A 22,258-nucleotide genomic window follows, 5' to 3' on the forward strand; every position below is an offset into this window, starting at 1 on the left:
TCAAGCCACTATGGCCGGCGTCCCGCTTGCATTTGTAACCACACTCATAGTCACCTTCAGTCTTCTCACCGCTCTGATACCGATTAAAGTTTGCGAGAAGAGGACGAGCGGAATTTCGGCATTCATCAAGACTGTCGAAAGCACCGATCGGAATATCTTGGGTCAGATCTGAACCATCTGGATAAACCCAGCCTTTCCAAGCCGGCGTCGTGTTGCACGCCGTCAAGCAAAGCGCTGCTAGAGTAACTGCCGTCTGCCTCACTCCGCCGCGATCCGCTCCGGCTCGGCGCCCTGCATCGGCTTCAGCCCCAGCGTGGCGAACAGGCGGGCGTCGCTGTCGTCGCCGGCGTTGCCGGTGGTCAGCAGCCGGTCGCCGGTGAAGATCGAGTTCGCGCCGGCCAGAAAACACAGCGCCTGCGTCGAGACCGGCATGCTCTCACGCCCGGCCGACAGCCGCACGATCGCCTCGGGCATGGTGATCCGCGCCACCGCCACGGTGCGGACGAACTCCACGTCGTCCACCGCGGGCGGCACGTCCTTCAGCATGTCGCCCAGCACGGTGCCGGCGATCGGCACCAGCTCGTTCAGCGGCACGCTTTCGGGATGCGCGGGCAGCGTGGCGAGCGCGTGAATGAAGCCCACCCGGTCGGCCCGCGTCTCACCCATCCCCATGATCCCGCCGCAGCACACCGACATGCCGGCCGCGCGCACCTGCGCCAGCGTATCCAGCCGGTCGGCATAGGTGCGGGTGGTGATGACCTCGCCATAATATTCGGGCGAGGTATCGAGGTTGTGGTTGTAGTAATCCAGACCCGCCTGCTTAAGCCGCACCGCCTGATCGCCGTCCAGCATCCCCAGCGTCATGCAGGTTTCCAGACCCAGCGCCTTTACCCGGCTCACCATGTCGAGCAGCGCGGGCATGTCGCGCTCCTTGGGGCTGCGCCAGGCGGCACCCATGCAGAAACGGTCAGAGCCGGCCGCCGCCGCCGCGCGTGCCTCGGCGACCACGGTTTCCACGTCCATCAGCTTCTCGGCTTTCAGGCCGCTGTCGGCGAAGGCGGACTGGCTGCAATAGCCGCAATCCTCGGCGCATCCGCCGGTCTTGATCGAAAGCAGCGTCGAAAGCTGAACCTCGTTGGCCGGGTGGTAGGCGCGGTGTACCCCTTGCGCCTGCCACAGCAGGTCGTTGAACGGCAGATCGAACAAGGCGGCGATCTCGCCGCGCGTCCAGTCGGTGCGTACGCCGGCTGCGCTGTCGCGCGGATCGACGGTCAGTCCTGCCATATCAGTTCCTTGAGTTGGGCTGCGCGCACGGTCGTGAGGTTCGCCTTGCAGAAGGCGACGGTCATGCCCTGGGCCGAGCCGCCGGCGTAACGCCCACCTTCCACCCGGCACTGGGCATCGCGATAGGCGATCCAGGCGCGCTGGCTGGCCAGTAGGGCTGCGGCATGGCCGAAGGCGCCGCCGCCCGCACCGCGCCGCTTCATCGCGGCGTAGGTGCCGGTCCACTGGCGGTTGAGCGCACCGTCCGCGCGCGCGTAGGCGGTGGCCGCGCACCGGTTGAGCGCGGCCTGCCTCACGTCCTTGCCGCACGCATCGGCCATCGCCATCGCCGCGCCGAACAGCAGCACCATGCTCATTCCGCCGCCTCGGGAACGCCCTCGGGCGGCACGTTGTGGCCGAGCAACTGGAGCACCGAGCCGGCCGCATCGACCAGGTTGGTGCCCGGCCCGAAGATGCCCTGCACCCCGGCATCGCGCAGGAACTGGTAATCCTGCGCGGGGATCACGCCGCCGGCGATCACCTTGATGTCGGTGCGCCCGGCGTCTTTCAGATAGCCGATCAGTTCCGGGATCAGCGTCTTGTGCCCGGCGGCGAGCGACGAGGCGCCCACCACGTCGACATCCGCCTTGATCGCCAGCTCGGCGGCTTCCTTCGGCGTCTGAAACAGCGGGCCGGCGACAATCTCGAACCCGAGATCACCGAAGGCCGACGACACGAGATTGGCGCCGCGATCGTGCCCGTCCTGGCCCATCTTGGCGACGAGCATCTTCGGCTTGCGGCCCTTGCGCCGCTCGATCGCGGATACGCCGTCGATCAGGTTGCTCCAGCGCTGGTCGTCGCCATAGGCACCGCCGTACACGCCCTTCACCGGCGTCGGGTTGGTGCCGTAGCGGCCGAACACATCCTCCATCGCCTGGCTAATCTCGCCCAGCGTGGCACGCTGGCGGGCGCATTCCACCGCCAGCTCAAGCAGGTTGCCGGTGCCCCGGGCGCCCTCGCGCAGTGCATCGAGCGCGGCGGTGCATGTCGCCTCGTCGCGCCCGGCCTTCACCTTCTCGATGCGGCGGATCTGCGCCTCGCGCACCGCGACGTTATCCACATCGAGGATGTCGATCGCATCCTGCTCGGCCAGCTTGTACTTGTTGACGCCGACGATCACCTGCTCGACGCGATCGACCCGCGCGGCCTGCGCGGCGGCGGCCTCCTCGATCATCGCCTTGGGCCAGCCCGCCGCCACGGCCTTCGCCATGCCGCCGTCGGCCTCCACCTTCTCGATGATGGCCCACGCCTTATCGACCAGTTCCTGCGTCAACGCCTCGATGTAGTAGCTGCCGCCGAGTGGATCGACGACCTTGGTCATCCCCGTCTCTTCCTGGATCACGATCTGCGTGTTGCGCGCGATGCGGGCGGAGAAATCGGTTGGCAGCGCGATCGCCTCGTCCAGCGCGTTGGTGTGGAGCGACTGCGTGCCCCCCAGCATCGCCGCCATCGCCTCGATCGTGGTGCGCATCACGTTGTTGTACGGATCCTGCTCGGTCAGCGAGACGCCGCTGGTCTGGCAGTGCGTCCGCAGCATCTTGCTGCGCTCGTCCTTCGCGCCGAGGTTCGTCATCACGCGGTGCCACAGCACGCGCGCGGCACGCAGCTTGGCGATCTCCATGAAGAAGTTCATGCCGATCGCGAAGAAGAAGCTCAGGCGCCCGGCGAACTTGTCGATATCCAGCCCGCTGGCGACGCCGTACTTCACATATTCCTGGCCGTCGGCGATGGTGAAGGCCAGCTCCTGCACCTGCGTCGCGCCAGCTTCCTGCATATGATAGCCGCTGATCGAGATGCTGTTGAACTTCGGCATCTCCCGGCTGGTGTAGCCGAAGATATCCGAGATGATCCGCATCGAAGGCTCGGGCGGGTAGATATACGTGTTGCGGACCATGAACTCCTTGAGGATGTCGTTCTGGATGGTCCCGTCGAGCTGCGCGCGCGGCACGCCCTGTTCCTCGCCCGCCACGATGAAGAAGGCGAGGATCGGGATCACCGCGCCGTTCATCGTCATCGAGACGGACATCTTGTCGAGCGGGATGCCGTCGAACAGGATCTTCATGTCGTCGATCGTGTCGATCGCGACACCGGCCTTGCCGACGTCGCCGGTCACGCGCGGATGGTCGCTGTCGTAGCCGCGATGCGTCGCCAGATCGAACGCGACCGACAGCCCCTTCTGCCCCGCCTTCAGGTTGCGGTGGTAGAAGGCATTGGAGGCTTCCGCGGTCGAGAAACCGGCGTATTGCCGGATCGTCCACGGCCGCCCGGCATACATCGAGGCGCGCACGCCGCGCGTGAACGGGGCGAAGCCGGGAAGGCCGGGATCGGTCTTCACGTCATCCGCCGTGTAGAGCGGCTTGACCGCGATCCCTTCCGGCGTGTTCCAGGTGAGATCCTTGCCCTTCACCTCCTTGGCGGCGGCGGCCTCCCACTTGTCGAGCGTGGGGCGAGCGGAAGGCTCGGGCAGGTCGCGCGCCTTCGGGGCGGCGCCGGCATCCTCGCCCGTGTTCAGCTCGATGTTCGCCGGATCAATGCTGCTCACTGGGCGTCTCCATGATCTCGGTCAGCACGCCGTTCATATCCTTGGGGTGCACGAAGAAGATAGGCGTGCCGTGCGCGCCGATGCGCGGCTCGCCCAGCACGCGCGCGCCCTTGCCCTCGAACCACGCCTTGGCCTCGTGGATGTCGGCCACCTCGTAACACATGTGATGCTGCCCGCCGGCCGGGTTCTTGGCGATGAAGCCGTGGATCGGCGAGGCATCGCCCAGCGGCTCGATCAACTCGATCTGGGTGCCGGCGGTGCCGTTCTCCCCCGGCGTATCGACGAAGCACACCTTCACCCCCTGCGCGGGCAGGTCGAACGGCGCGTGGATCTTCGTCGCGCCCATCACGTCGCGATAGTAAGCGATGCTCTTGTCGAGCGACGGCGTGGCGACGCCGATGTGGTTGAGGCGGCCGAGTTTCATCCTTCAATCCTTGCCAGGGGGCTAAGTCCGCCACGCACTTCCTCGATCGTTTCCAAGCGGATAAGCCGCCGGTCGATCTGGATGATCATGCGCGCGATCTGCCTCACGTCGTCATTGGTCCGCGCCAGTTCCTCGTTGAGCCGTTCGACCTTGCCGCGGAGCAGAACGACCGATTCGATCGTCCGCATGGCGTCGCCCATCAGGCTCATGCGCGCAGGCCGGCGTCGCGCATCAACGTATCGACCTCGGCCCGCAACTGCTGTTGTCCGGCGATGGCGTCGTCCAGCGCGGCGTGCATCGCGGGCAGCGCCTCGTTCAATTCGCGAACCAGAAGCTTGAAGCTTTCTTCCTCGCCCATCTCGCTGTCGGCGACGTAGCGCGAGGACGCCTCGCGCAGCACATGCCCGACAGACTGGCCACTGCCACGCGCAAAGGCATCCAGGGCCGCCTTATGATCGGGCGTGGTGAGGAACGTCACGCGTTCGGTCTGCATCCCATGTCTCCTTCACATGACATGATAATGCACACAATCTGGCCCGACAAGATCACAGCGGGATGTTGTCATGCTTCTTCCAGGGGTTCTCGAGCTGCTTGTTACGCAGCTTGCGCAGGCCCTGCGCGATACGGCGCCGGGTGGTCTGCGGCATGATGACCTCGTCGATGAAGCCCTTGCTCGCCGCCACGAACGGGTTGGCGAACCGCTCCTCATACTCCGCCGTGCGTGCCGCGATCTTGTCCTTGTCGCCGATGTCCTTGCGGAAGATGATCTCCACCGCGCCCTTGGCGCCCATCACCGCGATCTCGGCGGTGGGCCACGCATAGTTCAGGTCGCCGCGCAGATGCTTGCTGCTCATCACGTCGTAGGCGCCGCCATAGGCCTTGCGGGTGATGACGGTGATCTTCGGCACGGTCGCCTCGGCATAGGCGAACAGCAGCTTGGCGCCATGCTTGATGATGCCGTTATGCTCCTGCGCGGTGCCGGGCAGGAAGCCGGGCACGTCCACGAAGGTGATGATCGGGATGTCGAACGCATCGCAAAAGCGCACGAAGCGCGCTGCCTTCTTCGACGAGTTGATATCCAGTACGCCCGCCAGCGCCATCGGCTGGTTGGCGACGATGCCGATCGTGCGCCCCTCGATCCGCGCGAAGCAGGTGACGATGTTGGGCGCGTGGGTGGGCTGCACCTCGAAGAAGTCGCCCTCGTCCACCACCTTGGCGATCAGCTCCTTCATGTCGTAGGGCTTGTTCGCGCTGTCGGGGATCAGCGTGTCGAGGCTGGCCTCGTTGCGATCCCACGCATCGCCGGTCGGCCGCTCCGGCACGTCCTGCCGGTTGGACAGCGGCAGGAAGTCGACGAACTCGCGGACCGACAGCAGCGCCTCGATATCGTTCTCGAACGCCACGTCGGCCACGCCGGACTTGGTGGTGTGCGTCACGGCACCGCCCAGCTCCTCCTGCGTCACGACTTCGTTCGTCACCGTCTTCACCACGTCCGGGCCGGTGACGAACATGTAGCTGCTGTCCTTCACCATGAAGATGAAGTCGGTCATCGCCGGCGAATATACCGCGCCGCCCGCGCACGGCCCCATGATGACGCTGATCTGCGGGATCACGCCCGAGGCCATCACGTTGCGCTGGAACACCTCGGCATAGCCGGCGAGGCTGGCGACACCCTCCTGGATGCGCGCGCCGCCGCTGTCGTTCAGGCCGATCACCGGCGCGCCGACCTTCATCGCCATGTCCATGATCTTGCAGATCTTCTGCGCGTGCCGCTCCGACAGCGAGCCGCCGAATACGGTGAAATCTTGGCTGAAGACGAACACCAGCCGGCCGTTGATCGTACCCGATCCGGTGACGACGCCGTCGCCCGGGATCACCTGATCCTGCATGCCGAAATCGATGCAGTTATGCTCGACGTAGGTGTCCAGCTCCTCGAACGAGCCGGGATCGACCAGCACGTCGATCCGCTCGCGCGCGGTGAGGCGGCCCTTCCGGTGCTGCGCATCGATGCGCGCCTGCCCGCCGCCAAGCTTGGCCTGATCGCGCTTTTCTTCCAGCTTCTGCAAAATCGCCAGCATCGGGCCTCGTCCAATCGATCGTTCGGCATTCCCCTTTCCAAGCCGGGCGCGGCAGTGCAAATGTGAATTTGCGGAATTGCGAAGAGGGTGTTTGCAGAATGTCGTCCCCCGCCATGCCTCCCCGCCGGCGCCTTTTCGCAGGACCGGCCCTGCGCGCGCTGCGCCAGCGGCACAGCCTGGGGCAGGCCGCGATGGCGGCGCGGCTCGGCCTGTCGGTCAGCTACCTGTCGCAGCTGGAGAACGACGACCGCCCGATCACGCCGATGGTGTCCGACGCGCTGGCCGGCGCCTTCCCGCTCGACTGGAACCCGGCCGACGCCGGGGGCGCCGCGCACCTCGCCACGTTGCGCGCCGCGATCGCCGACCCGCTGTTCGCCGACCTGCCCGCCGAGCGGCAGTCGCTGGAACGCGCGGCCGAGCAGCAGCCGGGCCTCGCCGAACGCTTCGTCCGCCTGCATGCCGCCTACCGCCGCAGCGAGGAACAGCGGCTGATCGCCGACGAGGCGATCGGCAGCGGTGTGCCCGGCGGCGGCCGCCTGCCGTGGGAAGAGGTGCGCGACTGGTTCCACGACGCCGGCAACTACGTCGACCCGATCGATCGCGCGTCGGAGGCGCTGGCCGATACGCTGGATGCCGAGCCGATCCCCGACGCGCTGCTGATCCATGCGCTGAAGACGTGGCACGGCGTGGACGTGGTCGCCTCGGGCGACGAAACCACCGCCCATCCGCTTCGCCGCTTCGACCGCGCGCGCGGGCTGCTGACGCTGGACCGGGCGATGCCGCAGGCCACCCGCCGCTTCTTCCTCGCCCACCAGCTCGTCTCGCTCTCGCTGGCGGACGTGATCGCGCAGGTCCGCCACGAGGCCGAGCTGGTCAGCGGGGAGGCGCGGCGCCTGCTCTCGGTCGGCCTCGCCAACCATGCGGCGGGCGCGCTGCTGATGCCGTACGTGCGGTTCCGCGAAAGCGCGCGGGCCTGCCGCCACGATATCGACCGGCTGTGCCAGCGTTTCGGCGTCAGTTTCGAGCAGGCCTGCCACCGCCTCTCCACGCTGCAACGGCCGGGCGCGCGCGGCATCCCCTTCTTCTTCTGCCGGGTGGACATGGCCGGCAACATCACCAAGCGCCATTCCGCCACGCGGCTGCAGTTCGCCCGGTTCGGCGGCGCCTGCCCGTTGTGGATCGTGCACGAGGCGGTGGCGATCCCGGATCGCATCCTCGTCCAGCTCGCCGAGACGCCGGACGGCGTGCGCTACGTCTCGATGGCCAAGGGGCTGGTGAAACCGAGCGGCAGCTACACCCGGTCGCCGCGCCGCTATGCCGTGGCGCTGGGTTGCGAGACGGAACATGCCGGCGACTTCATCTATGCCGACGGCCTCGATATCGCCAGCCGCGCCGCCGCCACGCCGATCGGCATCTCCTGCCGGCTGTGCCCGCGCAGCGACTGCGACCAGCGCGCCTTCCCCCCGGCCGACCGCGCGATCGCGGTGGACCCGGATCTGCGCGAGGTGGTGCCCTACCGCGTGCTGTGACACGGGGGCGCCTGCGCTAGAGCCGCTCCGCCGAGGACACCGCATCCGCCGCGCGCAGCGCCGCGAGGATCCGCATCAGGTGCTGCACGTCACGCACCTCCACCGCCAGATGGAAGGTGTGGAAGCTGGCATCGCGGTGCACCAGCAGCAGGTTGACGATGTTCGCGCTCTGGCTGCCGAGGATGCCGGCCATCACGCCCAGCGCGCCCGCCTCGTTGCGGATCACGATCGCCAGCCGCGCGGTGCCGCCATCCGACACATCGCCCCACGCCAGATCCACCCAGTCCGCATCCACCCCGTCGGCCAGACGCGGGCAGTCTATCGCGTGGACCTCCACCGCCTCGTCCGGGCGGCGCAGGCCGACGATGCGGTCGCCCGGCACCGGATGGCAGCAGGGCGCCAGCGTATAGGCGACGCCGGGGGTGAGCCCGCGGATCGAGATCGCCTCGCTCTGCGGCGCGGCAGCGGCGCGCACGGCCAGCGCCGCGCCACCCGCACCCGGCATCAGCGCCTCCAGCACCGCCGCATCGCTGACCGACTGGAGCGCGATCGCCTCCATCAGCGCGTCCTGATCGGGCAAGCCCAGCCTCTTCAGCGCCTGTTTGAGAGCCTGGGGGCCAAGCTGCGCCGGCAGCCGTTTGATGATCTCGTCGTAGAATTTGGTGCCCAGCGCCACCCGCTCGCCACGTTCCTTCTGGCGGACGTAGCGGCGGATCGAGGCGCGCGCCTTGCCGGTGGCGACGAAGTTCATCCAGCCGGGCTGCGGCTCCTGCGCCTTGGACCGCAAAATCTCCACCTGATCGCCGTTCTCGATCACGGTCCGCAGCGGCATCACCCGCCCGTTGATCTTGGCCCCCACCGTCTGGTCGCCGAGATCGGTGTGGACGGCGTAGGCGAAGTCGACCGGCGTGGCGCCCTTGGGCAGCTGGATCAGCTCGCCGGTGGGGGTGAAGGCGAAGATGCGATCCTGATACATCGCCATGCGGGTATGTTCGAGCAGTTCCTCCGGGCTTTCGGCATGATCGAGGATCTCGACCAGATCGCGGATCCAGCTGGACTGGCTGTCCGGCTTGCCCGTCTTCTGCTTGTAGGCCCAGTGGGCGGCGAGGCCATGCTCGGCCTGCCCGTGCATCTCCTGATCGCGGATCTGGATCTCGATCCGCATCCGCTCCGAATGGATCACGGCGGTGTGCAGCGAGCGGTAGCCGTTGCGCTTGGGGGTGGAGATGTAATCCTTGAACCGCCCCGGCACCATCGGCCACTTGCGGTGGATCAGCCCCAGTGCGCGATAGCACTGGTCCGGATCGGCCACGATCACGCGAAACGCCATGATGTCCGAGAGCTGCTCGAAGCTGATGTGGCGCTCGGCCATCTTGCGCCAGATCGAATAGGGATGCTTCTCGCGCCCCGACACCTCGGCGCGGATGCCGTGGCGGCCGAGGTGCAGCGTGATGCCCGAGCCGATCCGGGCGATCTGGTCCCCGCCGCCCTCGCGCAGCTGCTCCAGCCGGCGGGTGATCGATTCGTAGGCCTCTGGCTCCAGCTCGCGGAAGGCGAGCGTCTGCATCTCCTTCATGAACTCGTACATGCCCACCCGCTCGGCAAGGGGCGCGTAGATATCCATCGTCTCGCGTGCGATCCGGCGGCGCTTCGCCTCGCTGGGGATGTGATGCAACGTGCGCATGTTGTGCAGCCGGTCCGCCAGCTTCACCAGTAGCACGCGGATATCGTCCGACATGGCGAGCAGGAACTTGCGCAGGTTCTCCGCGGCGCGCTCGTTCTCGGTTTGCGCCTCAATCTTGGAGAGCTTGGTCACGCCGTCCACCAGCCGCGCCACGTTCACGCCGAACTTGCGTTCGATCTCCTCGTGCGTGGCGACGGTATCCTCGATCGTGTCGTGGAGGATGGCGGTGGCGATCGTCTCGTCGTCCAGCCGCAGGTCGGTGAGGATGCCGGCCACCTCGATCGGGTGACTGAAATAGGGGTCGCCGCTGGCGCGTTTCTGGCTGCCGTGCGCCTGCATGGAAAAGACGTAGGCGCGATTCAGCAGCGCCTCGTCGGCATCCGGGTCATAGCCAAGCACCCGATCGATAAGTTCATATTGTCTCAGCACCTGCCCAACATGGGGCGATGGCGGGCCTCGACGCAAGAGAGCGTTGTCGCTTCTCTACGACCGAGGCCGACAAACCCCGCCAGCACCGTCCCGGTGCTTCAGGCGGCCACGCTCATGATATCGGGGCTGAACGATGCAATCGCGCCGAGCGCGGCAAGGGCCGCTGCATACGTGGCAAGATAAAGTCTCGAACCACGCTCGACCTCGCTCCAGTCGATCTTCCAGCTGCGATGATAGACATCGTGCCAGATCTTGGCGGCCAACTGGTCGATCTCTTCAGCACGCGGTTCGCGGCCATCGACAAGACAAGCGACGGCGGCGGGGGCAAACATGGGGGATTTCATCAGGCTATCCTCGGCCTCGCCGCTCTTATGGCGACGATGGAGTGCTGTATTAGCACGATTATTTGGCGTTGTCATGTCCGTACCACAGCCGGCGCCATGCCTTTGCAGTAGCAGATGCAGTAAGAACAATCGGCCCCGCGGGCCGTTCCCGGCGCAACAAACTGATTTGTGGCGATGGCCGGGCGGCGTCCGGCGGGCTACGGCCGGCCGCTGTCGTATCGAGGAACCACCGTGCTCAAGACCCCCGCCGCCCGCGATGCGCTGCGCGACCTGCTCGCCCGGCTCGAGTCGTCAGGCTATGATTTCGTCACGCCCACCCCCGCCACCCATGCCCGCATCCTCGCCCGGCCCGGCCGGCAGGTGGCTCGCGATCTGCGCGACGTGTTCGGCTGGAGCCTGCCGTTCGCCCCGGCGCTGCTGCCGCCGCAACTGATCGCCGCGCTGGAAGCGGCCGGGGCGGTGGAGTTGCACCCGGCGGGGCTGAAGGCGTCGTTGCGCGTGTCGCGGGTGGGCGGCACGCTGTTCCTCCATTCGGCCTACCCCACCGAGCATCGGGATGCCGTATTCCTCGGCCCCGACACCTATCGCTTCGCCGATTTCATCCGCACCCGGCTGGAGTGGACGCCGGAGCCGACCCGGATCGTCGACATCGGCACCGGCGCGGGCGTCGGCGGGGTAATCGCCGGGCTTCGCCATCGCACCGCGACGCTGACACTCGTGGACATCAACCCGGATGCGCTGTTCCTGGCCGAGATCAATGCCGTCCACGCCGGCCTGCATGCCGTCACCCGTCTGGGCAGCGGGCTGGACGGGCTGGACGGGCCGTTCGACCTCGTGCTGGCCAATCCGCCGTTCATCGTCGATCCGGGCGCTCGTGCCTACCGCGACGGCGGCGACATGCACGGCGCGCGCATCTCGATCGACTGGGCGGAGGCCGCAGCACGGCGGCTGGCGCCCGGCGGGCGGCTGCTGCTGTATACCGGCAGCGCGATCGTGGACGGACGGGATGCGATGCGCGAACGGCTCGCCGCCGATGCCGCCACGCTCGGCTGCACCTTCGACCATGCCGAACTGGACCCCGACATCTTCGGCGAGGAGCTGGACCAGCCGGCCTATGCCGATGTGGATCGCATCGCCGCCGTTCGGATCGTGATGACGCGGATGGCATAGCCCCCGCCCCGCATCACCAGCGGTGGGGCGCTCCGGTCCAGTCGAAGAAACCGCCGGTCGTCTCGGGCGTGAGCGCGGCCGTGCCCTTCGCGATCCCCGCCGCACTCTGCGCCGGGGAAATGTCGGCCCCCGACCCGCCCATGTCGGTCTGCACGAAGCCGGGGTGGACGAGGCCGATCAGGATACCGCGCGCCTTCACGTCCACCGACATGCTGCGCATCAGCCGGTTCAGCCCGGCCTTGGCGGCGGCATAGGCATAATAGCCGCCATGCCGCCACGTCGAGGCACCGATCTGGCTCGTCACGTTCATCACCCGTGCGGTGCCGGCACGCTCCAGATTCGGCAGGAACGCCTGCAGCACCCGGAACGGGCCGATCAGCATCACCTCGTTGACCTCACGGAACACCTCCGTCGTCATGGCAAGGCCCTGCCCCGGTGGATTGATCCCGGCGTTGTTGATGAGCACGTCCACCGCCGCGCCGTCGAGCGCGGCTGCACCGCCCTGAACGGAAGCATCGTCGGCCACGTCCATCGCATGCGCCGTCAGCCGGCCAGAGGAGGACGTCGCCAGCGTGGCCAGCGCCTCCGCCCCTGCCGGATCGCGACAGAAAGCGAACACCCGATCGCCCGCGGCGGCATAATGCCGGGCCAGCTCCAGCCCGATGCCCCGGCTCGCCCCGGTGATGACCACGTTCGCCATGTCGACTCCTCGCTCGTTCGCAGCGCTGCGGTCAGGCTCGTCCGCGCCCAACCCTCGCCGGCCGATCGAACGGCTAGATGCCCAGTTCGATCCGGTTCCGGCCGTCCTGCTTGGCGCGGTACAACGCGGTATCGGCGCGTCGCACGGCATCGCGCACCGCCTCGCCGGGCGCGACCGTCACGACCCCGCCGGAGAAGGACAGCCGTTCCAGCGTCTCGCCGCTGCCCGCCACCTTGAAGCTGCGAGCACTGATCGCCGCGCGGGTGGCATCCAGCGCCTGCGCCGCCTCGACCGCATCGCAGCCGTCGAACAGCATCACGAATTCCTCGCCGCCATACCGGGCCACGACCGCATCGTCGCAGCCGTCCGCCAGTTGCTTGCCCACCAGCCGGATCACCCGGTCGCCGACATCGTGGCCGTGCCGATCGTTGATGCCCTTGAACATGTCGATGTCGCACATCGCCAGCGACACCGTGCACGGGATCGGCCGGTTCATGAGATCGGCGAACCGGGTCTCGAATGCGCGGCGGTTGGGCAGGCCGGTCAGCGGATCGGTCCCCGCATCCTGCCGCGCCGCCGCCAGGCTGGCCCGCAGGTCGTCCATCTCGACCGATGCGGCACGCAGCTGCTCCTCGGCCGAGCGGGTCTTGCCGATCATCGACTGGGTAAGGGCGAGCAATGCCGCCAGCGTCTCGGCCTGTGCGGCGGCCGCACTGGCGACCGGCGTGAGCGTGGCAGCGCCGCTGACGAGCGCGTCGCCGTAATCCTGCGCGTCGCGCCGGGAGGTATCGACGATGCCGGCGAATCGCTCGAAGCGCTCGCGCGCATCGTCGATCGACCGCATCAGGTCGGCCATCGCGGCGGCGGCCGCCTGCGTATCCGCGACTGGGACCGCGACAGGGGCAACCGGTTGTGCAAGCCCGCCGATGCGATCCGCTTGCGCCTGGGTAAGCCTGACATCGCCGAACGTCGCCTCGGCGACCGCCCGCAATACCGTGGCATTGCCATCCGTCACCACGACATGCGCGAGCGCGTAATTGGCAGGGGTCGGCTCCAGCCGGTGATCCGCGAGGAACTTGCCGATCCGGCGGAACAGCCCGCCCTGCTCGTCACAAGAGCCGGCGAAGATCCCGTCAAGCCGCCAGGATCGTTTCGAAGATGCTGCGGATAATCTGCCGATCACATTCCCGACCCGGTGATGCCTGAACCGGCGCCCGGTATCGGGGGTAAACCTTTCGCAACCACCAACAGCGTTCATAATCTGCGTTAGTTTCTGCGGGCGGGGCGGATCGTTACTTGCGACGACGAAATCTGCCCCAGATCGGGCCGGCGCGCGATCCGCCACGGCAGGATCGCGCGCCGGGGCCTTACTCCGCGTCGGCCACCTTGCGCGACTGACGCCGACGCGGTGCCTCGACCGGCTCGACCGGCTCGGGCGTGCGCTTGTGGCCAAGGCCGATGCGGTGCGCCAGTTCCTTGCGCTGTGCCGCGTAATTGGGCGCGACCATCGGGTAATCGGACGGCAGATCCCACTTGCGGCGATAGTCGTCCGGGGTCATCCCGTAGCTGGTGAGGAGGTAGCGCTTGAGCATCTTCAGCTTGCGGCCCGACTCGAGCGAGATCAGATAATCGGGCTTCACCGAAGCCCGCACGGACACGGCCGGCTCCGGACGGGGAGCGACGGCCTCAGGCTCGTTGCCCAGCCCGACGAGCGATGTGTGGACGGTCGTGATGAGTGCCGGAACGGCCTCGATCGGGACATTGTTGTTACTGACATGAGCCGCGACGATGTCCGCGACGAGAGCGAGAATATCCGGCGACGGCGTTTCGGTGGACACGATGGCGACCTTTCTTTTTTGGATGTACCGGCCGCCTCATCAGCATGCCCGGAACCCGGTGTCATATAGGTGTAGTAATCAGCGTACGCCACTACCCAACAAGACAAGCTGCCCGCAAAAACGGACAAGAAGCGAGCGATTACGGACATCGCAATGGTTACACCCAGTAATCCAGGTCGTCCGCGTGGAGTTTGGCCACGCCGTTGCAGTCAACCTTGTCCGTCGACAACAAAGAACGATGATTGCCTCTGGCCGTCGCTGTCGCAACAAACTTGCGCCTGTCCCGCCTTCGACGATGATTGACCGGCATTGAAGTTGGCGCTTGCCACCTGCGTCGCCGTCGTTCGCACCGCCCGATATGCGGTCGCCCGTGGGTGAAAACGGACGGCGGGCATGGCCCGACCGCAAAATCTTCCCTAAGCGGAAAGCCCCCTGGAGTTTTGCATGACTGTCCAAGAGACCCTCGATCCCGCCGTCAGCGCGCCGCCCCCCGCGACGTTTCACGATCTGATGGCCGGCGTCGGCTACACGCTGTTCCAGTGGAGCATGGTCGAGCAGTCGCTCGACGACGAGATCCTCGAACTGCGTCGCGCCGCCGGCGATATCGCGGCGCCGCACGTTCGCCCGCGCTCGATCAGCGAGCGGCTGGGCGAATGGCGCGCTTTGCTCGGCCGCGGACGCCGCCGCAATGCCGACCAGCATGCCGGGATCGAGCAACTGGGCGACCGCGTCCAGGATGCATTGCGGCTGCGCAACCTCGTCGCCAACGGGCTGACCTCGGCGGCGATCGAGGGTGACGAGCCGGTGATCCGTTGCGCGCTGGGCTCAGCACGGGTCGCCGGCGCGGAAGAGGTGCGGCTCGGCATGACCGACCTGCTCGCCGCGATCGACGCGATGGAACGGATCCGCGCCGACCTGCCGTCGTTTCGCGGCCACGGCGAGTCCTGAGCGCCCCATGGACCTCGACGCGCTGCTGTATCACTACCTCGGCACGGACGACCCGGCCACGGCGGACGCCGCCACGCTGGCCGCCGCGACCGATCGCATCGCCATCGACCTAGGGGTCGAGCGCGAGGCCGGCCGCCGTTTCGCGCTGTGGGCGCTGATGGCGGTGCTGGGCCGCGCGCCCGACTCGGAGACGACCTTCAAGGGAGCGACCGAGCGCCGGGCGGCGCATGATTTCGCCCGCCTGCTGCGCCGGGGTGAGGCGCTGGATGACGCCGGCTGAACCGCCGCCACCGGTACTGACACCGCCCGCCGGCGTCTCGACCGCCCGGCGGCGGCTGTTCAACGCGCTCGGCATCACATCGTTCGTGGTCGGCAGCATCGGGATCGCGTTGCCATTGCTGCCCACAGTGCCGTTCTACATCCTCGCCGCCTTCCTGTTCGGCAAGGGCAACCCCGCGTTCGAGCGACGCCTGCTCGACCATCCGCATTTTGGCCCGCACATCCGGGCGTGGCGGGAACGTGGCGCGATCAGCCGACGCGGCAAGATCGCCGCGATCGTGATGCTGGCCGGCAGCGGCGTGATGGGGTTGATCTTCCTGCCGGCGCCATGGGCCTATGTGCCTGCCGGCGTCGCGCTCCTCTCCGGGACCTGGATCGCCACCCGCCCCTGACGTAGCGGATCGCCGATTGTTCGACGCCAACGCCTGTCCTATCCCGTCGCGATGGCGGAAGACGGCGAAGCGGACGAACTGCGCGCGATGGCGTCGCATCGCGGCTTTCGCCTCGTCCGTTCGCGGCGGCGCACGCCGGGGGTCGGCGATTATGGTCGGTACGGCCTTGCCGATCCGGCCACGGGCAAGCCGCTGTTCGGCATCGCCGACGACGGCGCCCTGACCGCCACCGCCGGCGAGGTGGCCGATCACCTGCGCGGCAGTGTCGCGGCGGGGTGGCGCGAGTCGGCCGATGCCACGCCCGACCCCCCGAAGCGTCCGGCCGGAAAACGACCGCCTGACAGCAGATCTCTCGCCGTATCGAAACCGGCCGCCGCACTGCCCGCGGGTGAACGCGACCGTGGCGACACCCGGCCTTCCGCGCCGGAACCCGCTCCCGCACCGAAGCGTCGCCGTGCCGCCAGACCCGAGCATCCGCCGAAGCCCGCTGCCCCGCCCCCCGAACCGGTACTGGCGATCCGCCATGCCACGCGCGCCGATGCGCCCGCCATCGCCGCGCTGCTTGGCATGTCATCGGCGGCGATCGAACGGCATATTGCGGCACAGGCGCGGGCTAGGGCGCCGTTGCTGGTCGCCGATCGCGGCGGGGTCGCCGGTTGCCTCGGCTGGCATCCGATCCCGCTGCCCGATGGCGCGATAGGCCGCCTCGTGACGCTGGTGGTGGCCGAGCGATCGCGGCGACAGGGCATCGGCCGTGCGCTGGTCGAGAGCGCGATCGCCGCGATCACGGCGCGGGGCTGTAGGGCGATCGAGGCGATGAGCGATATCGAGGTCCGCAACGTCCACGGCTTCTTCCGCGCCACCGGCTTCACGCAGACCAGCTATCGCTTCGCGCTGGACATCCCTTCGCCGCGACGGAAGCAATCGACCGCGTGATCGTCGACGATGCCGACCGCCTGCATCCATGCATAGACGATCACCGGCCCGACGAACTTGAAGCCGCGCGCCTTCAGCGCCTTCGATATCTCGGCGGAAAGCGGCGTCTGGGTCGGGATCGTCACGCCGTCGCCGCGTAACGGCACGCCATCGGTGAACGACCAGCAGAAACCGGCGAAGCCCTCACCCGCCTCCTGCATCGCCAGCCACGCGCGCGCGCCGCCGATCGTCGCCTCGATCTTGGCGCGGGAGCGGATGATGCCAGCGTCGCCGAGCAACCGCGCCACATCCGCCTCGCCGAACCGTGCCACCACCGCCGGATCGAAGCCGGCGAAGGCGGCACGGAACGCCTCACGCTTGCGGAGCACTGTGATCCACGCCAGCCCGGCCTGAAAGCCGTCGAGCGCCAGTTTCTCCCACAGCGCGCGGCCGTCCCCCTCCGGCACGCCCCATTCGGTATCGTGATAGGCCCGCATCAGCGGGTCGCCGCGCGCCCAGCCACAACGGACCGGCTCCTCCCGATCATCCATCGTTCATCCTTTTGCTGCACTGCGGGATCGACCCCTCGGTCCCGTGCGTTGACCCCGAGATCGGCACGGCTGGTCCGTGGGCGCAAGGTGAAATCGATGCAGAACCCGTTCCGTACGATTGCCAGGGCGCAGAAGCTGGTCCGCACCGGCCGCCCTTTCGCCGCCGCCACCGCGTTGCACACCCTGCTCGCGCCGCCTCCGGCGAAGCCCCGTGCCGCGCCGAAACGACGGACGAAACCCCCGCTGCCGGCACGCCCCGCCCCCGGCACCTTCGTGCAGGGCCGGCACACCAGCGCGCAGGGGGAAATGATCTACAAGCTCTACACCCCCGTCGGCTCCAACCGGCGGAAGTTGCCGCTGGTGGTGATGCTGCACGGCTGCGGCCAGTCCGCCGATGATTTCGCGGCCGGTACGGCGATGAACCGCCTCGCCGACGAATACGGCTTTCTCGTGCTGTATCCCGAACAATCGCGGCAGGCCAATTTCGGGCGCTGCTGGAACTGGCACCGACCCGGCGACCAGGTCCGCAGCGGCGAGCCGAAAACGATCGCCGCGCTGACCCGCGACATCGCAGTGATCTGTCATGCCCATCCCGGCCGCATCTACATCGCCGGCATCTCGGCCGGCGGCGCGGCGGCGGCGATCACGGCGGCGGCGTATCCGGAGCTGTTCGTCGCCGTCGGCGTGCATTCCGGCGTGGCGCGGGGTGATATCACGACGCTGACCGGGGCGCTGGGGGCGATGCGGAGCGGTAACGGCGGCGGCACCGGCAAGGCCCGCACCCCGCCGCCCACGATCGTTTTCCACGGCGACAGGGACAAGATCGTCCACCCCGCCAACGCCGCCGGTTTCCTCGGCCACCTGCGTCGTTCGACGACGAAGCCGCTCGTCAGTCGCGTCTCGCACGGGCGATCGGCGGGCGGGCGGGATTACACCTGCACCGTCCATGCCCACGCCGATGACGCGGTGGTGCTGGAGGATTGGGTGATCCACGGCAGCGGGCATGCGTGGTCGGGCGGCAGCGTCGCCGGCTCGCACACCGATCCGGCGGGGCCGGACGCCTCGCGCGAGATGATCCGCTTCTTCCTCGCCCGCCGCCGCCCGACCGCACCGAAACACGCGGCATAGCGCTCGACGCCGGGGCCGGGCCGGCGGATATCGCCATGACGCGCCTTGTGCCGGTTGCCGGACGTTCGTGCAGTCGGCAACCATACGGTCGGATGGGAGGGGCGGCATCTTACCCAAACCGTCAGGACGATGGTCGTCCTCAAAAAAGTGTTGCAGCGCGGCCACCGTTATATCGCGCAGATTATGAGACTTTCCCTATAAGCCATTATAGGAAAGGGGACTTTCACGGCGCGCTTCCAGCACCCCGGAAGACCTTCAAACGTCATGGAGAGGTCAAGCTTTCCGATCGGCGGTCGATCGTCAGCGGTCGGTCGCCGACGCCGCTCCCGCCTCGCTTGCACAGTCACGTGGCTCCGCGCGAACCTTCTTCAGCTCCTTGCGTGCGCGATCCATATCCTTCCGGAACACGGGGTCGGCGTTGAGCCGCGCGACATTCGCAGCGGCCGCGATCCGCCCCTCTTCCACGTCGCTCAGCCAGTGGACGTTGCAGATGCGGCGGCTGTCGCCGAACGCACGGCCCCTCGCCACCAGCGCGGCGGCCCGATCGGGGATCACCTCGGCCAGTATCAGTCCCCAGCCGAAGCCGATGGCACTGTGGCCCGAGGGGTAGGAGCCGTCGCGTCGCAGCAGCGGTTCCCAGTCAGGGGTGCAGGTCGGCTGGCCGTTGACCATGAACGGACGCGGCCGCTGATACCGACGCTTGATCGCCGAGGTGGAGAGGCCGAGGTCCGCCATCGACTTGCGCATGAGCGCGTCGGTCTTCGGCGTCGTCTGCGGCCCGATCTCCACCCCCGCCGCGCAGGAGAAGCCGCTGGTGGCATGTGGGCCGAACAGTTCGGCGTCAGCCGTCGCCTGCGCCCAGCGCGGGGTGCCGCGCAACGCCAGCGCCGCCTGCATGCCCTCTGTGTCGCGCGCATCGGCAGCCGATCCCGCCACCGGCGGCGAAGGCGACAGGCCCGCATCGGCGGACAATGCCGGCTCGGCGAGATAGCCGGCCGCCATACGGTTCGGCGCGGCCGTGCCCGGCGAATCTGATCGCGCCATCGCCGGTATCGATGCCGGGGCCGTAGAAGGCTCGGCCGGAGATGCCTCGACCAGCCCCTGATGCCCCGCGAACAGGACGGCACCGGCCGCCAGCATCGCCCAACGGTTCGCCATCGTCATCGTCTTCCTTCCACCACCTGCCGTATCGCCACCGGCCCCATAATCCGGCCGCATGGCACCTGTGCGACAGGCCGCGTCGCCGGCCTGCCCCGCCCGAACGGACCGCCGCTCAGGGGGCGATATAGCCCAGCGTCTGCTGCTGCGGATCCGGTGAATCCGCCCGCCAGCGGACCGAGCCGAACGGCCGCTCCAGCCGGCGGCGGACGTGCCGGTCGGCCGGTGCCCTGCGATCGAAGCTGTTGGCATGCTCCTGCGCGGTATGATCCGTCTGGGTGAAGCGCGCGCGCATCCGCAGGTAATCCCCCCACGTCTGGCACTGATAGCGCTCCGTCCATCCGGCGGAGTCGGCGATATCGCGCGAGATCGACCAGCCGAACGCGCCGTTGCGCAACCGCACCCGCTGCACCTTCAGCATCGCGCCATAGAATTCGCGCGCATCCGCCGGGTCCACGTCATAATCGATCTCGATCACCACCGGGCCGGATCGCGGGGTCAGGGCGAGCGCCACCTCCGGCGTGTTCGTCAGTTCCACCAGCGCGACGTCGGCCTGGCTTACCTCCGGCAGCGGCAGCAGGCGGGCGACCAGCGGCATCGCCAGCAACATGACGCCCGAAGTGACGATCGCGCCCGACAGCGACCATTCCCCTGCGACCGAACCCCACACCCAGGCGCCGAACGCGATGCCGCCGGTGAGCGCGGAAGAGAACAGCGACAGCGCCCGGGCCGTCACCCAGCGCGGCGCGGAAAGCTGGACGGAGATGTTGAACAGCGCGATCGTGACGATGTTGGCGCCGCCTGCAATGCCCAGCATCGCGCAGGTCAGCGCCAGCGAGTGGCTCAACCCGATTACGACCAGCGCCACGCCCGAGACGGCGGCCAGCAGCCTGGTCGAGATTTCGGTGCCCAGCCTTTCGCGAAAGCGATTGATCGTGAGCGCCCCCACCACCGCGCCGACCCCGCTGGAGCCCAGCATGATGCCATAGGTGCCGGCATCGCCGCCCAGCATGGTCTTGGCGATCAACGGCGCCAGCGCCGTCGTCGTCGCACCAGCCATGCCGAACAGGAAGGCACGGATCAGCACCACCCGGATCGAACCGGCGTACAACACATAACGCGCGCCCGCGACGATCGCCCGGTCGATCCGCTCCGGCGGCAGACGCGAGGGGATATGACGGCGGCGCCAGATAAGATACGCAAAGAGCAACGGCGCATAACATACCGCATTGATGGCGAAAGCCGCCTTCGCGCCCGCCGCCAGCACGATCACCCCGCCCAGCGCCGGGCCGAAGCTGCGCGCCAGATTGTAGCTGATCGTGCCCAGCGCGACCGCGGCGGGCAGATGCTCCGGCACCACCTGTTCACCGATCGAGGCCTGCCACGACGGTGCATAGAGCGCGACGCCGGCGCCGATCAGGAAACAGAAGGCGAGCAGCACCCACGGCGTCGCCAGCCCCGCCCACGCAAGGGTCGTCAGGATCGCACCGAACAGCATCGAGATCGCCAGCCCGATCATCGCCACGCGGCGGCGATCGAACATGTCGGCGATGGCGCCGGCAGGCACCGCCACCAGCATCAGCGGCAGCATCAGCGCAGTCTGCACCAGCGCCACCATGCCGGGCGAGGAGGTGAGCCGGGTCATCTCCCACGCAACGCCGACACCCAGGATAAGCTGGCCGAAGTTCGACAGCAGGCTCGCCGTCCAGATACGCCGGAATACCGGCTCGCGCAGCGGCTCGAACGCACCTACCTTGCGCGCCGTATCGCTGCTGCTACTTGCCACCATTTCGGCGCGATCCCCCGTAGTCCATTGATATTGCGTGGAACGAAACGCACCGTCAGCCCGCAGGACGACCTGGCCACCCGTTCCGGCCGATACCATGATTGGCCGTCCGACCCGTCGCAGCGGGAGTGGCATGGCCCCGGCGGGCACGCAATAGCCGAGCACCGTGGTTCTCCCGACGGGCCACGGCATTGTCTTTGCGGCCGGCCCCCGGCACGATCCCGCCATCGAGTCGTACCATCGGGCACCGACCGGGGGACGGCTGCCACAATGTGGGAGAGGTTCGTGATCCCTGTCATCACGACATTTGGCTGGGTGCCGCCTTTCGCGCGCGGGTTCGTCCGCGATCTGCGCCCGCGCTGGGCCTTCGAGGAAGTCGGCCAGCCTTATGAGGTCGCGCTGATCACCGATGCCAAGACGCCCGAGCATCGTCGGCACCAGCCTTTCGGGCAGGTGCCGAGCTACCGAGACGACATCGTCGACATCTTCGAGTCGGGCGCGATCGTGCTGCATATCGCCGAGCGCGCGGCCGTGGCCGGTGCGGGCCGCCTGATTCCGGCCGATGGAGCGGCGCGTATCCGGGCGATCCAGTGGCTTACGGCGGCGCTCAATTCGGTCGAGCCGTTTGTCATGGCCCTGGCGATAAATGACATCTTCGAGGCCGACCGGGAATGGTCGGCCGCGCGCCATGCCAAGGTGGTCGAGGATCTCGATGGGCGCCTTGCCGACCTTCAGACGGCATTGGGCGAAAGGACGTGGCTGGAAGGCGAGGATTTCGACGTCGGCGACCTGATGATGGTGTCGGTGCTGGGCGGCCTGCGAGGCACCGGCGTCCTCGATCGCTTTCCGGCGCTTGCCACCTACGTCGCGCGAGGGGAGGAGCGCCCCGCCCACCGCAAGGCGATGGCGGACCATCTCGCGACATTCGAGAAGCCGTTCCGGACCGAGGGGTCAAGATGATGCGCCGCCGCCCCGGATCTGCCTGCCGGGGCGACGGCATCGTCGGTTTCCAACTGGCCGACCCGGCCGAAGTGTTCGAC

At 67.9% G+C, this 22,258-nt stretch carries 23 protein-coding genes; 8 read left to right on the forward strand and 15 right to left on the reverse strand.

Annotated features, from left to right (window positions below; genetic code table 11):
* Positions 1 to 258: 258 nt before the first annotated feature.
* The 7 genes from bioB to FOY91_RS01385 form a co-directional block, all read right to left on the reverse strand.
* Positions 259 to 1,284, reverse strand: coding sequence for a biotin synthase BioB (gene bioB, locus FOY91_RS01355; RefSeq protein ID WP_145147352.1), 1,026 nt, complete (start codon positions 1,282 to 1,284; stop codon positions 259 to 261).
* Positions 1,272 to 1,640 (reverse strand): lysozyme inhibitor LprI family protein, encoded by a 369-nt coding sequence (locus tag FOY91_RS01360; RefSeq protein ID WP_145147354.1) that lies wholly within the window; start codon positions 1,638 to 1,640, stop codon positions 1,272 to 1,274. Before FOY91_RS01360 ends, bioB begins: the two co-directional genes overlap by 13 nt.
* On the reverse strand, positions 1,637 to 3,790 hold the full coding sequence (gene scpA, locus FOY91_RS01365) for a methylmalonyl-CoA mutase (protein ID WP_145147508.1): 2,154 nt from the start codon (positions 3,788 to 3,790) through the stop codon (positions 1,637 to 1,639). Before scpA ends, FOY91_RS01360 begins: the two co-directional genes overlap by 4 nt.
* 61 nt (positions 3,791 to 3,851) lie before the next feature.
* A complete protein-coding gene (gene mce / locus FOY91_RS01370; RefSeq protein ID WP_145147356.1) occupies positions 3,852 to 4,289 on the reverse strand; it encodes a methylmalonyl-CoA epimerase in 438 nt (145 codons plus the stop codon).
* Positions 4,286 to 4,498: a hypothetical protein gene (locus FOY91_RS01375; RefSeq protein WP_145147358.1), complete on the reverse strand. Its 213-nt coding sequence runs from the start codon at positions 4,496 to 4,498 to the stop codon at positions 4,286 to 4,288. The genes mce and FOY91_RS01375 overlap by 4 nt, the downstream gene beginning before the upstream one ends.
* Positions 4,495 to 4,782 carry a hypothetical protein gene (locus tag FOY91_RS01380; protein ID WP_145147360.1) on the reverse strand — a complete coding sequence of 96 codons (288 nt, stop codon included), beginning with the start codon at positions 4,780 to 4,782 and terminating at the stop codon, positions 4,495 to 4,497. The genes FOY91_RS01375 and FOY91_RS01380 overlap by 4 nt, the downstream gene beginning before the upstream one ends.
* A 52-nt stretch (positions 4,783 to 4,834) precedes the next feature.
* Entirely contained in the window at positions 4,835 to 6,367 is a 1,533-nt protein-coding gene (locus FOY91_RS01385; RefSeq protein ID WP_145147362.1) for an acyl-CoA carboxylase subunit beta, read from the reverse strand.
* 98 nt (positions 6,368 to 6,465) lie between these two features.
* Here FOY91_RS01385 and FOY91_RS01390 point away from each other — a divergent pair, with 98 nt between their 5' ends.
* The gene (locus tag FOY91_RS01390) at positions 6,466 to 7,896 is read left to right on the forward strand and encodes a helix-turn-helix domain-containing protein (RefSeq protein WP_238995165.1); all 1,431 of its coding nucleotides are present in this window, start codon (positions 6,466 to 6,468) and stop codon (positions 7,894 to 7,896) included.
* A 16-nt stretch (positions 7,897 to 7,912) separates the two neighbouring features.
* Here FOY91_RS01390 and FOY91_RS01395 read toward each other — a convergent pair whose 3' ends face one another.
* Positions 7,913 to 10,009 carry a RelA/SpoT family protein gene (locus FOY91_RS01395; RefSeq protein ID WP_145147364.1) on the reverse strand — a complete coding sequence of 699 codons (2,097 nt, stop codon included), beginning with the start codon at positions 10,007 to 10,009 and terminating at the stop codon, positions 7,913 to 7,915.
* Between the two features lie 98 nt (positions 10,010 to 10,107).
* Positions 10,108 to 10,353: a hypothetical protein gene (locus FOY91_RS01400; protein WP_145147366.1), complete on the reverse strand. Its 246-nt coding sequence runs from the start codon at positions 10,351 to 10,353 to the stop codon at positions 10,108 to 10,110.
* 231 nt (positions 10,354 to 10,584) lie between these two features.
* Here FOY91_RS01400 and FOY91_RS01405 point away from each other — a divergent pair, with 231 nt between their 5' ends.
* A complete protein-coding gene (locus FOY91_RS01405) occupies positions 10,585 to 11,523 on the forward strand; it encodes a methyltransferase (RefSeq protein ID WP_238995166.1) in 939 nt (312 codons plus the stop codon).
* A 13-nt stretch (positions 11,524 to 11,536) separates the two neighbouring features.
* Here FOY91_RS01405 and FOY91_RS01410 read toward each other — a convergent pair whose 3' ends face one another.
* The 3 genes from FOY91_RS01410 to FOY91_RS01420 all read right to left on the reverse strand — a co-directional run bounded on the left by FOY91_RS01410 (position 11,537) and on the right by FOY91_RS01420 (position 14,064).
* Positions 11,537 to 12,223 carry an SDR family NAD(P)-dependent oxidoreductase gene (locus FOY91_RS01410; RefSeq protein ID WP_145147370.1) on the reverse strand — a complete coding sequence of 229 codons (687 nt, stop codon included), beginning with the start codon at positions 12,221 to 12,223 and terminating at the stop codon, positions 11,537 to 11,539.
* Between the two features lie 73 nt (positions 12,224 to 12,296).
* The gene (locus tag FOY91_RS01415; RefSeq protein ID WP_162527096.1) at positions 12,297 to 13,406 is read right to left on the reverse strand and encodes a GGDEF domain-containing protein; all 1,110 of its coding nucleotides are present in this window, start codon (positions 13,404 to 13,406) and stop codon (positions 12,297 to 12,299) included.
* A gap of 184 nt (positions 13,407 to 13,590) precedes the next feature.
* On the reverse strand, positions 13,591 to 14,064 hold the full coding sequence (locus FOY91_RS01420; RefSeq protein WP_420822848.1) for a Ros/MucR family transcriptional regulator: 474 nt from the start codon (positions 14,062 to 14,064) through the stop codon (positions 13,591 to 13,593).
* A 441-nt stretch (positions 14,065 to 14,505) separates the two neighbouring features.
* Here FOY91_RS01420 and FOY91_RS01425 point away from each other — a divergent pair, with 441 nt between their 5' ends.
* The 4 genes from FOY91_RS01425 to FOY91_RS01440 are packed head-to-tail and all read left to right on the forward strand — an operon-like array spanning position 14,506 to position 16,616.
* Complete coding sequence (locus FOY91_RS01425; protein ID WP_145147377.1) at positions 14,506 to 15,009, forward strand: hypothetical protein; 504 nt, start codon at positions 14,506 to 14,508, stop codon at positions 15,007 to 15,009.
* Positions 15,010 to 15,016: 7 nt separating this feature from the next.
* Positions 15,017 to 15,289, forward strand: a complete 273-nt coding sequence (locus tag FOY91_RS01430) for a hypothetical protein (RefSeq protein WP_145147378.1) — start codon at positions 15,017 to 15,019, stop codon at positions 15,287 to 15,289.
* Positions 15,276 to 15,680 (forward strand): YbaN family protein, encoded by a 405-nt coding sequence (locus FOY91_RS01435; protein WP_145147380.1) that lies wholly within the window; start codon positions 15,276 to 15,278, stop codon positions 15,678 to 15,680. The genes FOY91_RS01430 and FOY91_RS01435 overlap by 14 nt, the downstream gene beginning before the upstream one ends.
* A gap of 51 nt (positions 15,681 to 15,731) precedes the next feature.
* Positions 15,732 to 16,616: a GNAT family N-acetyltransferase gene (locus FOY91_RS01440; protein ID WP_145147382.1), complete on the forward strand. Its 885-nt coding sequence runs from the start codon at positions 15,732 to 15,734 to the stop codon at positions 16,614 to 16,616.
* Here FOY91_RS01440 and FOY91_RS01445 read toward each other — a convergent pair.
* Positions 16,562 to 17,146 (reverse strand): DNA-3-methyladenine glycosylase I, encoded by a 585-nt coding sequence (locus tag FOY91_RS01445; protein ID WP_145147384.1) that lies wholly within the window; start codon positions 17,144 to 17,146, stop codon positions 16,562 to 16,564. The genes FOY91_RS01440 and FOY91_RS01445 overlap by 55 nt on opposite strands.
* Positions 17,147 to 17,242: 96 nt before the next feature.
* On the opposite strand from FOY91_RS01445, the gene FOY91_RS01450 reads away from it, so the two are divergent.
* On the forward strand, positions 17,243 to 18,274 hold the full coding sequence (locus FOY91_RS01450; protein WP_145147386.1) for an extracellular catalytic domain type 1 short-chain-length polyhydroxyalkanoate depolymerase: 1,032 nt from the start codon (positions 17,243 to 17,245) through the stop codon (positions 18,272 to 18,274).
* Between the two features lie 300 nt (positions 18,275 to 18,574).
* On the opposite strand, the gene FOY91_RS01455 is transcribed toward FOY91_RS01450, so the two are convergent.
* Entirely contained in the window at positions 18,575 to 19,438 is an 864-nt protein-coding gene (locus tag FOY91_RS01455; RefSeq protein ID WP_238995167.1) for an acid phosphatase, read from the reverse strand.
* Positions 19,439 to 19,547: 109 nt separating this feature from the next.
* The gene (locus FOY91_RS01460) at positions 19,548 to 21,221 is read right to left on the reverse strand and encodes an MFS transporter (RefSeq protein WP_145147389.1); all 1,674 of its coding nucleotides are present in this window, start codon (positions 21,219 to 21,221) and stop codon (positions 19,548 to 19,550) included.
* Positions 21,222 to 21,503: 282 nt separating this feature from the next.
* Between FOY91_RS01460 and FOY91_RS01465 the strand changes: the two genes are divergently transcribed.
* Positions 21,504 to 22,178: a glutathione S-transferase family protein gene (locus tag FOY91_RS01465; RefSeq protein ID WP_203234457.1), complete on the forward strand. Its 675-nt coding sequence runs from the start codon at positions 21,504 to 21,506 to the stop codon at positions 22,176 to 22,178.
* Positions 22,179 to 22,258: the final 80 nt, after the last annotated feature.

Source organism: Alterirhizorhabdus solaris (assembly GCF_007785815.1).
In the GTDB taxonomy this organism is placed as follows: domain Bacteria; phylum Pseudomonadota; class Alphaproteobacteria; order Sphingomonadales; family Sphingomonadaceae; genus Alterirhizorhabdus; species Alterirhizorhabdus solaris.